General features: G+C 49.2%; 4 protein-coding genes. 3 read left to right on the forward strand and 1 reads right to left on the reverse strand.

All coding sequences use genetic code 11. The features are described 5' to 3' along the window. Positions 1-146: 146 nt before the first annotated feature. The 3 genes from TBC1_RS01815 (at position 147) to TBC1_RS01825 (ending at position 14,236) form a co-directional block, all read left to right on the forward strand. The gene (locus tag TBC1_RS01815) at positions 147-3,287 is read left to right on the forward strand and encodes a NosD domain-containing protein (RefSeq protein ID WP_062037660.1); all 3,141 of its coding nucleotides are present in this window, start codon (positions 147-149) and stop codon (positions 3,285-3,287) included. A gap of 1,177 nt (positions 3,288-4,464) precedes the next feature. Next, positions 4,465-12,159, forward strand: coding sequence for a carboxypeptidase regulatory-like domain-containing protein (locus TBC1_RS01820; protein WP_062037663.1), 7,695 nt, complete (start codon positions 4,465-4,467; stop codon positions 12,157-12,159). 127 nt (positions 12,160-12,286) lie between these two features. Beyond that, positions 12,287-14,236: an ABC-F family ATP-binding cassette domain-containing protein gene (locus TBC1_RS01825; protein ID WP_062037666.1), complete on the forward strand. Its 1,950-nt coding sequence runs from the start codon at positions 12,287-12,289 to the stop codon at positions 14,234-14,236. A gap of 6 nt (positions 14,237-14,242) precedes the next feature. Here TBC1_RS01825 and TBC1_RS01830 read toward each other — a convergent pair whose 3' ends face one another. Continuing rightward, positions 14,243-15,217 (reverse strand): polyprenyl synthetase family protein, encoded by a 975-nt coding sequence (locus TBC1_RS01830; protein WP_062037669.1) that lies wholly within the window; start codon positions 15,215-15,217, stop codon positions 14,243-14,245. Positions 15,218-15,242 lie beyond the last annotated feature (25 nt).

The following is a 15,242-nucleotide window of genomic DNA, read 5'->3' on the forward strand; positions in this document are numbered from 1 at the left end:
TTGATTTACAGTTTATACAGAAATTTCAGAAAAGCGGAAGATGCCCCATTCAGTTTTTATCAGGAAATTATTATGTATTTTTGTTTGACAAAAATTGCTTTCCGGATCGGCTGTACCCGGGACTGACCTAACATATTGCTACTGGAATGAATTATTGGATCCGCCGGTTTTGTTTCATTTCACTCATCATTTTCCTGGCAGGCCTGAGGCCGCTCGTTGCCCAGGAGTATGTCGGCGGACTTATTTCTGAAAATACTGTCTATAGCCCCGCGCTCAATCCGTATATTGTCATTGAGCCGCTGATTGTGCCCGAAGGGGTTACCCTTACCATCATGCCGGGAACGCAGCTCTATTTTATGATCCGCACCAGCCTGCGGATTGAAGGGGGGACCTTGTTGGCCGAAGGCACACCGGAAAACCGGATTTTATTCGATTCGCACAATCCCTCAGGCGATACGGATAAGAAATGGGACGGGATAAATATTTTTGTTTCGCGTACCATTGCTGATGATGAAGGAAATTACCTCGGCGGAAATCTGCTCAGGCATTCCCTGATCAGGCAAACCACCACCGCACTGGTTTTATCGGATACCGCGCTGATCCATGCTCCGGATATACAGATCATGAACAGCGATTATGGTGTTTATCTGCAGTCAGGGGCCTCGCTGGTCCTTAAGAATTCAATTATTGACGCATGCAGCTACGGCATGTACATCAAAAATTCGGGGGATAATATCATCAGCGGTTGCCAGGTTACCAATTGTGATATCGGCATATTCTTTCCTTCAAACAACATCAGCAGAAATAACCGGATAACCGACAATAACCTGAGCTTTAACAGGAATATTGCACTGTTTATGAGCATAGGCCAGGGAAACATCCAGCACAACCTGATTTCTGGGAATACGGTCGCCTTCAATAACATCGGACTGCATATCGGCAACGGCGGGAACAACGACCCGGGTTTGAACAGCATCAGCAATAACATCATCAGGAACAACGATATCGGGCTTAAGCTTTCACAGGATGCGGACACCATCAGGGACAACCTGATTGAGTTGAATGAAACCGGGCTTATGCTCAGCAAAGCGGCAATCAGCAGCATCGAAGGAAATACAATCAGGCAGAATACAGGCTGGGGAATGCTGATGACGGACGGATCAAACAATAACCTGATTACCGGAAATAATATATATGATAATGCGGCCGGGATCAGGGTCACCCATAAGGATTTCAAATATTCGGTCAACAATCGTTTTGAATACAATATGGTTTCAGGGAATGCGGAAGAGGCATTTCTTTTTGAAGCCGGCCCCCAGCTTGGTATCCACAACAATTCAATTCAGGGGGTCAGGGATACGGCCGTGTTTGTAAACCGTTTCGAAACCGACCTTCATGCTGAGGGAAACTATTGGTTTACCAATGATACCCTGGTGATTGATTCCCTGATTTTTGACGTATATGATCAGCCTGTCCTTGGAGAAGTGATATACAAGCCGTTTCTCTATCAGCCCGATCCGGTAGCGCCGGTTTCCAGGCCCCGCATGGTGGTTAAACGGCAGGTCGGACCTGATGTGCTGGTAAACTGGCTACCCAATTCAGAATCTGATCTTGCTGGTTACAAGGTTTATTATGGCCTGAATCCTGATGGCTCATTCAGCCAGATCGCCGATGCAGGTTCGGATACCCTTTTTGTAATCAGTGCATATGACCTGGCCGAAACCATAGCTGTTACTGCATACGATACGGATGCTGACGGTATCAGGGACCAGGTTGAGGGACACGAAAGCGCTTATAGCTATGCGGTTGCCGGCCCATGGGCGGGAGGGGATGCTTCCATTTGTGAAGATACGTACTTTGTGACCGGAAGTGCCACCGCCATAGACTATCAGCACTTATTCTGGGAAACAGATGGCGACGGGGCCTTTGTCAATCCTCAGGCGCTCAGCACCCGGTATGTCCCGGGTCCCGCCGATATTGCCGCCGGCTCAGTAAACCTTACCCTTGGCATCGTCAATGCAGATTATACCCTTTATGACCGTATGCTGCTAACCATTATGGGACAGCCATCGGTATTTGCCGGTAACGATACCATTGTAAGCCCGGAGTCCGGATATTACAGCACTACTGCGACCGCTGCAAATTTCACCGGTTTGTTATGGACAACATCCGGTGACGGGACTTTTGACAACCCTGCTCAACTATTGACGCATTATACCCCCGGAGATGCAGATATTGAAACCGGTTCGGTCATCCTTACGTTGTACCTGCAATCTGAGTGCGGTGATATAAGTGATGAATTGCTGCTGACTGTAAAGCCTGCCTTCAGCATTTCGGGCAGGTTATTTTACGAATCAGGGCCGGTGGCGGGTGGCGTTGTGCTGGCCATGAACAGGGAGGAAGCCGGAACCCGGGCTGTTGCACTTGCTCATTCGACGGAAGACGGGAAATTCATTTTTAATGAATTACCGGCCGGTTCCTACTATCTTTTTGCACTTGGTGAGCCGTCATTGTATGCCGGATTTGTTCCTTCCTATTACGCTTCCGGCTCATTCTGGCAACCAGCCTACCTGCTTCCCCTCGATGCTGATGTTTATGATGTAGATATCCGTCTGGAAGGACTTGCTAATACTGTTCCGTCCGGTGCGGGCTCCATCAGCGGAACCTGCACCTATCCGGGGGATGCCGGCAGGGATGCGGATATTTATAATGAATCCTGGTTTGATCCTGCCGGCCCGCCTGCCACAACACCGGGTTACCTGCCTGCACCCAATCATGTGGTGTACCTGATGAATCCTTCACTTACCCGTATCATCCGTTGGGCACTTTCCGATATGGAAGGGAATTTCAACTTTGAATCATTACCTTTCGGAACATACCGCCTGTGGGGTGAAAAAGCAGGTTATACCAACGCGCTTTCACCGTTGATTACGCTGTCGCCCCTCCATCCGGATGCAGAAGATGTGGTGATGAGTGTGAACAATCAGAAAATCAGCATTCAGGTGCCGGATCCCGGCAAGGATGGTGAGGATATTCCGTTCCTTTATCCCAATCCGGCCGGTGAAAGAGTATGGGTAAACCTCCCGTGGTCCGAATCTCCGGTAAGGTATGAAGTGGAATTATATAGTTCAACCGGGCAGAAAGTCCTGACAGCGTCATTTACCTCCGGTTTCAGCGGTGCAAACAGTTTTCTTGATGTTTCCGGGCTTGCCGCCGGAATTTATCCCTGCCTGCTCAAAGATGAGTCTGGCAATATCCGGTATATGATATTAAGTGTTGCCAGGTAGTTCCATCCCTTTTAACTGCATCTGCCCTGCTTTATCATGTCTTTAAATGCAGGTTCGTTTTCCCCGAAGCGCTGTTCTTTCCTGCTGATAGTCAGGTGCTGATTGAGAGCATCCGGACAATTCCGGGCCGGTTTTTAGCAATGCAGCGGGTGTATAGAGACCTGAAAGGTTAACGCCGGGATCTGATTACACTCTTTTGTGTAGGCCAAGTGCCTTATAATGAGCCAGATATTCATTATTTTAAAGCCACAGCTAAATTTCAATAACGGATGTTCTGTATTGGCATAAATTACTATATTTGCGTCTGGAAAAGGCAGCCACCCGCAAAACTCTTACCTTGCTACCAACCTTTTCACGCTATACTATTCCTTACAGGCTGCCCGGACCCGGAATCTGATCACCGGAAGAGGTTTGTCCCGTCCGAAAATCAGCATTTCCGGTATTACTTTTGCCCGGATTTACCATAAATAGTGGTTTCCGGAATTATTTGCGGGAAAATAACAGAATTATTGAAAAAAAGTGACGAACGGAATAGGGGTAAAACCGGTTTCGGTTGTCTTTAACTAAAAGTACCTTTATAAAGGTTAGTGCCTGTCAGCATATTGATATATTGTGTTTTAGTGCAGGTCAGATCTAAGGGCTTTTAATTGTCAGCGTGGAATTGAGATTGAACAAAGATTTTCTGTACGGAACAAAATCGGGAATTTCTATTGATCTCTGATGTTGGATTATCTGTAATAAACTGAGAAACTTGGCTAACAGAATGACCATTTTTCCTTCTGCTGTACCTCATCCGGAAGCCGGTAAGCAATACCCTTCCGGAATTGCGGTTTGCATCCTTTCCGGATTCCCGGTTCGCTTCATTGCGCATGAATTTTCTGGTTTGTTTATCCGGTCCTCAGACCTGCCACTTAGCGGGAGGTTGATGAATAGCTAAAGATTATTAATACCATAAAGTCACCCCTCCGGGATAATTATCTCCAAGGGTTTTTTCTTTGAAATGTTAACCAGTAAACAATAATTGATCAATTAAAATTGTCAGTCTGACAGAAAGGAGGCACACAAAAAAAAGAGAAGCATGATTTTTTAATTGTATTTCAAACTCCTCTTCACGGAGGAATGGAATAAATAATCATCAATTCACTTTAAGTTTAATTAAACAAGTAAAACAAACAAAATGAGAAAGCTAATTACGCTGTTTTTCCTGATGCTTTTTGCAGCAGGAGTTTCACAGGCGCAGGTAGCAAACATGCTGTTCACCCAGACCTCGGGTACCTATACCGAGATCACGGGTGGTACTGTATTGGCTACCGGCTCTTTTGACGACGTTATGATTACCAATGTGGCTATTGGCTTTACATTCAATGCAAATGGAGTGGATTTTACCACCATGAATGTAAATCCCAACGGGTACATTAAGTTTGACCCGACAAGCACAACCACTATGGGTTATGCACCGATTTCATCCAGCACCGTTGCTACAATGGTTGCTTCCATCCTTGGACGCGACCTGCAGAGCATCTCCGGCCTCGGTGAGATTATGGTTGAAACCAGTGGAGTGGCCCCCGACAGGGTTACCACGGTTCAGTGGAAAAACGTAAAACGTTGGGGAACCAGTTATGCTGACGAAGTGCTGAACTTCCAGGTAAAACTTTACGAAACCACCAATCAGATTGATTTCGTATACGGTCCCATCACTGGTACTGCTAATACCTCTCCGACTCATCCGCAGGTTGGTCTCAGGGGCTCGGCAAATACCGATTATACCAACCGTACTACTACTACCGACTGGACAGCAACAACGGCTGGTACCGCCAATAACGTTACCATGACCCTGACCAGCACCGTATTCCCTCCGGCTGGGCTTACTTATTCTTTCACCATCCCCGCTCCGGTGGCTGCAATTTACAGCTCACCCGGCAACGGCGCCCTTGGTGTTCCCGTTTCCCTTACCCTTAACTGGGCTCCGGGTGTTGGCGGTGGCGCTCCTTCAGGATACCTTGTATACCTGGGTACCGACAATCCTCCTACCAACATCGCCAATGGCGTTGATGTAGGAAACGTCCTCAGCTACGATCCCGATCCCGATCTGGAATATGCTACCGAATATTTCTGGCAGGTTGTTCCTTATAACGGAACCGGTCAGGCTACCGGTAATGCCATCTGGTCGTTCGGAACCTCACTGGGTATCGGAACGCTTGAAGGTTTTGTTACCAATGGATTTGGTATCCCCATGGCTGGTGTTGAGATTGAAATCGACAATACCATTAATACTTATACCACCACAAGTGCTGCCAACGGAGCTTATCAGTTAGCGCTGATTCCGGCAGGTAACTTTACCCTCACGGCAAGTATCGCTGGCTACAATACCACGGTAATGACTGTTTTTGTTGAACCAGAAACAACCACCTACCAGAACGTAACCATGTTGCGTCCTTCCATGGCCGTTACTCCTAATCCTTACAGTGTTGCTGTAAACCCCAACGAAATGGTTGACGGCGCCATCAACATTGCCAACAACGGCGACGGCGTGCTTACATGGAATGCAAGTGTTTCATACACTTCACCAGGCCCCAACACATGGCTGACCGTTGGACAGACCAATGGAACCATTCCGGCCTATACCAACTTCAATGTTCCCATGGCTTTCAATGCCAGCGGACTTGCAGCAGGTACCGTGAAAACAGCCGAGGTGACCTTTACTTCATCGAATCCCAATGTCGGAACGGTAGTAGTTCCGGTTACCATGACCGTTGCAGGCACCCCGCTGAATGTTCCTTTTGACCTTACAGCTAACCTTACCAACCCTGTTGATGGTGTTGTTACCCTGAACTGGTCATACGGCGGAGACCGCGGTTTCCTCTATTTCGTGGTAAAACGCGACGGAGCACAGGTTGGTGTAACCAACAATACAACCTTCACCGAAACCCTGCCCGCCTACGGCGTATATTCATACACCGTTCAGGCTGTATTTGATGAAGGCAACTCTGCGCCTGCAGGACCGGTTACCATCGAGTGGGCCAATCCTGTGCTGGTGCTGAACCCGGCTTCTCTTTACAATGAGCAGTATCCCAATACCAGCGAAGGCGTTACTTTCCGCGTATCAAATACCGGTGAAGGCACCCTTGCTTTCTCATTCCCCGAGTATGCTGCACGTCAGCTGGTAAATTCTCCTGACTTCACCCCCAACGTACGCTCCATGGTTGAGCCCGTTGCGGTTGAAAAGGGCGAAGTTGATCCTACCGACGGCATGGGCAACCGCAACCTCCGTGGTGCAGGTGGTCCCGATGAATTCGGTTACATGTGGATCGACAGCGACGAAGCCGGCGGACCCGCTTTCGTATGGAATGATATTTCTGCTACCGGAACCCTGGTTACCGGACTGTCAGATGACAATGTTGTAGGACCCTACAACATTGGATTCTCATTCCCGTTCTACGAAAACACTTACTCGCAGGTGAACATCAGCTCAAACGGTTACCTGATTTTCGGAAGCACTTCAAGTTCACTTTCAAATCAGAATATTCCGAGCACAAGCACCCCCAATAACCTGATTGCATGGTGCTGGGATGACCTTCACGGTGCTGGCCCCGCTTCTGCCGTTTACTATCAGAACATGGGCGATTACTGGGTAATCCAGTTTACCAACTACAATGAGTATCCCTCATCATCAGCCGGCAGAATTACCGCTCAGGTACATCTGCATCAGAACGGTAACATCATGATGTATTACAACACCATTGTAGGAGGTTTTGATATTTCCAGTGCAACTGTTGGTATTGAAAACAGTGCAGGAACCATTGCAACCAATATTAATTACAATAGTGCTTATCTGCATGATGGTCTGGCTGTGTGGATTGGTGTGCCCGTTCCTACTTTCATCACATCGGTTGTTCCCGCACAGGGACAGGTTGCCCCCGGCGAATTTGTTGACGTGGTTGCCACCTTTACTTCAGATGATGAAAATTATCCGGTTGGAACACACAATGTTGAGCTTGAGCTTAACACCAATGACCTGGCCAACGAGATCGTGATGATCCCCGCCACCATGGTTGTTTACAACCCGGGTATGATCGCCGGTACCGTTACCAGCGCTGTTGATGGTTCGCCCATCCACGGTGCCGTTGTAACTGCCGGTATGTATTCAGCCACTACCACCGAAGAAGGTGAGTATTCCATGATCGTGGATGCCGGCACCTATGATATGTCATTCTCAAAAACCGGTTTCACCACCGAATTTGTGACAGGCGTTGTAGTTACCGAAACCAATACCACCGTAGTTGATGCAGAACTTGAAGAGGAATTCTATCCTCCTACACTTGTACATGCAGTAGTTAACGAGGCTGACACACAGGTAGAAGTTACCTGGGGTCTCCCCGAGCCCAACTACGAAGTACTGTACGATGACGGTACAGCTGAAAACTATGCTGCATGGGCACTGCCCGGCAACATGAACGCTGTGAAATTCACCCCTGCCGGATATCCCGCAACCATTTACGGTGGCCGTATCTATGTAGGTGATGGCAGCTTCCCCAACAACAACACAGGATTCCTCGGAACCACCTTTGGCGCAGTTGTTATTGATGATGACGGTGCAAACGGACTCCCGGGAACCGTTCTTGATTCTATCGAAGTAACGGTTAACAACCTCGGATGGGTTGATTTCTCAGGTCTCAGCGCAACCATTACCGAAGGTAGTTTCTACCTTGGCATGGTTCAGGGCGCAACTTCGCCCAACTGTGCTCCGGTGGGTATCGACCAGACTCTTCCGACCCTTTACCGCAGCTACTCACGCAACGTGAGCGCCGGTGGTAACTGGGCACTTTCTCCGTTCCAGGATATGATGATCCGTGCTTTCGTCAGCGGACCTGTTGCAACCGATGTAGCCCGCGGCGCTTCAAGCGAAGTCAGGACTCCGGTTAAACAGCGCGCCCTGATTTCACAGTCAGCCCCGATTGCACAATCAGGTGTTGAAGGTGAAGGACAGTACTTGGCTATCCAGGATTCAGAACGTGGCGTTACCAGCTACAAGGTATGGCGCGTGAGCGGTTTCGACCCGAATGCTGGTCCTGAAGCCGGAACCCTTACCCTGCTCAGCGGTACTGTTGCCAACACCAATTATACCGATATCGCTTACGGTCCGCTGCCCGAGGGATGGTATGCCTATGCAGTAGCCACCAATTACACCAATGGCGGAGAATCAGAAAAAGCTTACTCCAACATCGTAGGCCATAAGAAACTGGTTACCGTTACCTGTAATGTAAGCCTTACCACCGGCGGAAGCCCTGCAGGTGCTGTTGTGAGCCTCACCGGTTTGGATTATCCTTACGAAGTGTACACTGCAACTGTACCTGAAGATGGTACCGTGGTATTTGAAAATGTATGGAAAGGCAATTACACCCTCTTCGCAGCCAAGGTTGGTTTCGACGATTATGTAATTACTCCCAACATCACCTCGAACCGTACGTTTGATATTCTCCTCCTCGAGAAGAAATACAAACCGCGCAACCTTTATGTAGACGACCTTACCCTTGTTGCTACCTGGGATGAGCCGCTCGCAATTGCAGCTGCAAGTGACTTCGAGGAAGGTGTATTCCCTCCGGCAGGATGGCAAGCGCTGACCCAGAGCACTACCGGGTGGTATGCAACTACCAACGGAAGTAGTTCTGCATTTGCAATTCCTCCGCACACTACGTATGCCGTAAGCAACGATGATGCTGAAAACGGAAACGGATGCTGCGATTACCTGATCACTCCCGAAATGAACTGGACCGATCTTCCGACTTACCGTCTGAACTTCGCCAGCTACTATGATGGTTCTTATGGACAGAGTGCATATGTTGAGATCAGTACAGATGCCGGTACTACATGGACAGTAATCAGTTCAATGGTTGCTGCTCCCGGTGCATGGCAGGATATTGAGATTGACCTTGCACAGTTCTCAGGTGCCAGTGGCTTGAACAGTGTGTGGCTTGCATTCCATGCCGATGATAATGGCGCATGGGCATCAGGCTGGGCTGTTGATGATGTACAGATTGCTTCGGGCGGTGTTCCCCTCCAGGGATACGGCGTATTCCTCGACGGAACCCTCGTTGACAATACCCCTGAGCAAACCTATACCTATACCAACCTGAACTTCGGTCAGGAATACCTCGCCGGTGTTGCTGCACTCTACAGTTCAGGCTATTCAGAACTGGATACCTACCTCTTCCGTTCGGCTTATCTTTATCCTCCCGACAGCCTCGAAGGCATGAGCCCGCCGATGACCGACTACGCTCACCTTACCTGGCTGCCTCCTACTTCACCAACAGGTTTGGGTGATAACCAGGATCGCGTTGCGGCAACAGAGACTCAGCCTGCTGCTGATGTTGTTGCAGTACTGACCCCGCGTACCTTCCCGCAGACCAATGTGCCGCTTGCTTCCAACAGGAACGTTCTCTATGATAACGGGCCACTGGTTAACAGCCCAGGCACCGGTTCAGGCGGAGCTGATGAAAGCATCCTCCAGACCGGACTTGGTATGGGTACTTACGGATTCGGTATGCAGCAGAGTGCCGGCAACAGCGTTGCCGATGACTTTGAGGTTACCGGAAACTGGAATATCCAGAACATTGAGTTCTTCGGTTATCAGACTGGTTCAAGTACATCAAGTACATTTACCGGGGTATTCTGCCGTGTTTACGATGGCGCTCCCAATGCCGGTGGTACAGTAATCTGGGGCGACCTGGTTACCAACCGCATGATCAGCACCGAGTGGTCGAATATCTACCGCAACGACAACGGCCCCGGCGGATCTACCGATCGTCCGGTAATGCGTATTGTTGCCGAAACTCCCGGACTTGCCCTTTCACCCGGAACCTATTGGGTTGAATGGCAGACCACCGGCTCGCTTTCGAGCGGACCATGGGTGCCTGCAGTAACCATTAATGGTGAGACTACAACCGGAAATGCTCTTCAGTACACCGGTTCATGGGCTGCACTTGTTGACGTAGGACCTCAGGGCTTACCATTCATCATCAACGGCACCGGCGGTGGCTCAGGCGGTGGAAGCATTCCTTCCAACCTGCTTGGATACAACCTGTATCGCGACGATGTACTGAGGGTATATGTTGAACATCCGCAGACGGAATATTTCGATCTGAACCTTGACCCGGGAACATACAGCTACCATATTACCGCTGTTTATGACCTCACCCCTTACGGTTTTGCCGGTCAGACCGGAGAATCCATGATTGAAGGACCCATCGAAGTCAGCGTGGTCTATGGCTATGAGCTGCCGTTTGTTGAAAATTTCAACACCGGTCTGTTCGAAACCAACCAGTGGACAACTGACGGAGAAAACTGGAGAATTGCCGGCCAGGTTGGTAATCCCGCACCCAGTGCTGAGTTTACTTATAATCCTCCTCAGGCTGATTATGGTCTCTCACTCTCGAGCTTCTGGATCAATGGAACAGGTTTCATCGATGGATCAATTTTCCTTGATTTTGACATGAAACTTGACGATGTAAATGCAACCGGTGAAGAAAGCCTGCAGGTTGAAGTGTTCAACGGCAGTTCATGGATTACCGTTGCCACTTACACCGCTGAAGGCGATATGGATTGGGAGATGAAGCATATTGACATCACCAGCCAGGCAAAGAACAAGGTATTCCGTGTCCGTTTCAATGCCAAGGGACTGAATACGCTTGACCTCTTCAACTGGATGATCGACAATGTTCACATCTACCGCGAATGTGCCGCTCCTACCGAGCTGACAGCTGATGTAAACCTGCCTTATGTTGAGCAGGTTGTTCTCAACTGGGTTGCTCCTTCAGGCAGTGGCCCTGGTCCTTCAGGATGGCTCTTCTGGGATAACGGCGTGAACAATGATGCCATCGGTCTTACCGGTGGTGGAACGTTCAATGTTGCCGTAAGGTTTACTCCTACCCAGCTTGCACAATATGCAGGAACCAGCCTGACCAAGATCCGGATGTTCCCCTACTCAGCTGGTGGAACCATCGCACTGAAGGTATGGACCGGAGCCAATGCAAGTACCCTTGTTCTTACCCAGCCGATTGCAACTTATGTTGGCGGCGAGTGGAATGAGTTTGTACTTAATACTCCTGTACCTGTCACCGGTGCTACCGAACTGTGGTTTGGTTATGCAGTAACCCATCCCGACGGTGTTTACGTAGCCGGTTGCGATGCCGGTCCTGCCGTAGCAGGCTTTGGCGACATGCTGTCACTCGACGGTTCGGTTTGGGAATCCATGGCAACTGCCTATGGTCTGAACTACAACTGGAACCTCCAGGGATATGTTGAAACCCTCGATGGCGTAACAGCTGCACTGCAGCCGATCAGCGATCCTACCGTTTACGGTCCGGTATCACAGATCGAGCGCGGTAATCTGCCTGCACTGCCCGGCGCCGCACTTCCTGTTGAAGTAAGCGGAAATCGCGAACTTGTTGGTTACAACATCTACCGCGATGGTGTTATGATCGGTTCAACGGCTGAAACCACTTACATTGACGCTGATGAAGCCCTCACAATCGGATTTGAATACTGCTACAATGTTACTGCAGTGTACGAAGATTGTGAGTCCCCGATGTCAGAGGTTGCCTGTGTATTGCTCACCAATGTTCCGGTTGTTGACAACCAGCTGGTAAGCATTTACCCGAACCCGTCAAATAACCTGGTAAACATCGAGCTTACCAACGACATCAGTCATATGGTTGTTTACAACTATCTCGGCGAAGTTGTTTATGAGCGCGTGATTACCAAGGACAAAACTGTTGTGCTGAATGTACGCAACTACGAAGCAGGCGCTTACCTGGTTAAATTTGTGAATACAAAGGGCGAAAGCTTTACCAGGAAAGTGGTTGTTACCCACTAATCGTTTAATCGAATCTGTTGAAAAGGGCTCCGCAAGGGGCCCTTTTCTGTTATAATAGTTTTTAAACCGTTTAGTTCTGGTGCCGCATTAGTGGGATTTAGGTAACTTTGCCCCAATTACGCTTCTCATGCTTTCAATCAATAACCTTTCAGTTTACTTCACAGGGCGTTACCTGTTCGACAATGTTACCTTCCTGATCACGGAAAGGGACAGGGCCGGTCTGGTCGGGAAGAATGGCGCCGGTAAAACCACACTCCTGCGGATCATCAACGGGGAGCAGCAGCCGGAAGGCGGCACCGTTACAAAACCCAACGATCTTCAGATCGGATATTTGCCTCAGGAGATTGTGACTACCGGGGCAGGAACGATTTTTGAAGAAGCGCTGAACGCTTTTGATGCAGTTTTGAAGCTGAAGGCAGAAAGTGAGCAAATCAGCATTGAAATTGCAGAAAGAACTGATTATGATGCTGATTCATATCTGCACCTGATCAATCGCCTGCACGAAAATGAAGAGCGTTTCCGCTTACTGGGCGGGCATGAAATGGAAGGCGAAACGGAGAAAATCCTGCTGGGACTGGGCTTCAGGCCTGCTGACTTCAACCGCAGGCTTGCTGAATTCAGCGGGGGATGGCGGATGAGGGTGGAGCTGGCCAAACTGCTGCTGCGCCGCCCCGGATTGCTGCTGCTCGATGAGCCTACCAATCATCTCGATATTGAATCTATTCAATGGCTGGAAGAGTACCTTAAATCTTTCAGCGGCGCCGTTATTGTGGTATCGCACGACCGGGCTTTCCTTGATAATGTTACCAACCGGACAATAGAAATTTCGATGGGCAGGATTTATGATTTTAAAACCTCCTATTCCGGTTATGTTGAGTTGCGCGAAAGCATGCGTGAACAGCAGCAGGCGGCTTATTCAAATCAGCAACGCCAGCTTGCGGATATCGAACGCTTTATCGAAAGGTTCCGTTATAAGGCCACCAAGGCCAGGCAGGTGCAGTCAAAAATGAAGTTGCTCGACAAGATAGAAAGGGTGGAAGTGGATGATATGGATAAAAGCGCCATCCATTTTCGTTTTCCTCCGGCCCCGCCTTCGGGCAAAGTGGTTGTGGAGGCGGTATCTCTGGCAAAGTTTTATGGCCATCACAGGGTATTCAGTGATGTGGATTTCGCCATCGAGCGGAATGATTTTGTTGCATTTGTAGGACGCAACGGAGAGGGTAAAACCACCCTCGCCAAAATACTTGCCGAAGGACTGGACCATAACGGGGAATGCAGCATCGGCCATAATGTGAAGATCGGGTACTATGCCCAGAATCAGGCCGATCTGCTTGATCAGGAACGGACAGTTTTTCAGACTATTGACGATGTGGCTGTCGGCGACATCAGGCCAAAGGTCAGGAATATACTTGGCAGCTTCCTGTTTTCCGGCGAAGACATCGAGAAAAAGGTGAAAGTGCTTTCGGGCGGAGAGAAATCAAGGCTTGCACTTGCAAAACTGTTATTATCGCCGGTTAACCTGCTGATCCTCGATGAGCCGACGAATCACCTGGATATGATATCCAAGGACATCCTGAAGAATGCATTGCTGATGTTTGATGGCACGCTCATCGTGGTTTCGCATGATCGTGACTTCTTACAGGGGCTAACGCAAAAAGTATTTGAATTCAGGGATGGGAAAGTGAAACAGCATATCGGCGATATCTATGATTTTCTGGAGAAAAGACGGATTGCCACGCTTGATCAGCTGGGAATGGCGGCAAAGGCTGCTGCTGCCGGACAATCCGAAGAAGTATCGCTGAATAAGATCAATTACGAAAAAAAGCGTCAGCAGGAAAAGGAACTGAGGAAGATTACCGGCCGTATCGAAAAGGTTGAACAGGAAATTCACCAGCTTGAATCGGAGATTGCCTCCATTGATCAGAAACTTGCTTCCCCTGAAAACCATGTTGAAGTACTGGCTGACGGGACAATTTATGAGAGATACGAATCGCTGAAAAACAAGCTGGTATCAGCAATGGACGATTGGGAAGCACTTCACAGTGAGTTGGATAATTTTAAGAATGCCGGCTCCTGAACAGCTTCAATGATTCCGTTTGAGCATTCCTGAGAGCAGTTCGAGCAGAGGCGCCCTGGCTTTTTCGACAAGCCTGATGGCATCAAGATGGGACATCGCTTCCTTTATGTAATCCTGAATCAGGTTTTCTGCATGTTGCTTTACTCCTGCCTTATTGAAAAGATCAAGAACCGCAGCTATTTTTACCTGAGGCTCGCTGTCTCTGGTGCAGAACCATTTTCTTAACGCTGAAGCATTCTCCGGGCTGCTGCACTCAAGGGCTTTCAGGTAGAGGTAGGTTTTCTTATTGGCTATAATATCCCCCCCGGTCTTTTTGCCGAATACGGCTTCATCGCCGAAAGCATCGAGCAGGTCATCCTGAAGTTGAAATGCGATACCCATATTTTCACCGAAACGGTAGATGGCTTCTGCATCCTGATGGGCGGCTCCTCCGATCAGGGCGCCGATCTTAAGGCTGGCTGCCAGAAGAACAGCTGTCTTAAGCCGGATCATATTCAGGTATGCGTCAATGGTAACATCCCCTGAATTTTCAAAGTCGATATCATATTGCTGGCCTTCGCAAACTTCAATGGCCGTTTTGGTGAAGACCTGCATCAGCTGGGGCAGCTGCTGCGGATCAGATCCGGCCAGTTGTCCGTAAGCTACCGCAAACATGGTATCGCCCGACAGAATGGCTGTGTTGATGTTCCATTTTTTGTAAACGGTATCCCGTCCGCGGCGAAGGGGCGCCTGATCGATGATATCATCGTGCAGCAGGGTGAAATTATGGAAAATCTCAATGGCGGTTGCAGCCGGAAGCGCTTTGTCGGGATTGCCGCCAAACATCTGAGTGGCAATCAGCGTAAGGAGCGGACGAATTCGCTTGCCTCCCTGCTGCAGGGTATAGGAGATGGGCTCATACAATCCGGCCGGCTCCCGGTAAATGGGGAGGTTGCTGAGCGAGGCGGCAATTTTGGCTTGTAAATGTTCTATCGGATGCATTAATAAAGTGATTTGTATTCGTGAT

It is taken from the genome of Lentimicrobium saccharophilum (genome assembly GCF_001192835.1).
GTDB classification, from domain to species: domain Bacteria; phylum Bacteroidota; class Bacteroidia; order Bacteroidales; family Lentimicrobiaceae; genus Lentimicrobium; species Lentimicrobium saccharophilum.

What these genes read in the sequence shown, in the direction of transcription:
- TBC1_RS01815 (WP_062037660.1), top strand. Translation starts at nt 147, where the DNA reads ATGAATTATTGGATCCGCCGGTTTTGTTTCATTTCACTCATCATTTTC.
- TBC1_RS01820 (WP_062037663.1), top strand. Translation starts at nt 4,465, where the DNA reads ATGAGAAAGCTAATTACGCTGTTTTTCCTGATGCTTTTTGCAGCAGGA.
- TBC1_RS01825 (WP_062037666.1), top strand. Translation starts at nt 12,287, where the DNA reads ATGCTTTCAATCAATAACCTTTCAGTTTACTTCACAGGGCGTTACCTG.
- TBC1_RS01830 (WP_062037669.1), bottom strand. Translation starts at nt 15,217, where the DNA reads ATGCATCCGATAGAACATTTACAAGCCAAAATTGCCGCCTCGCTCAGC.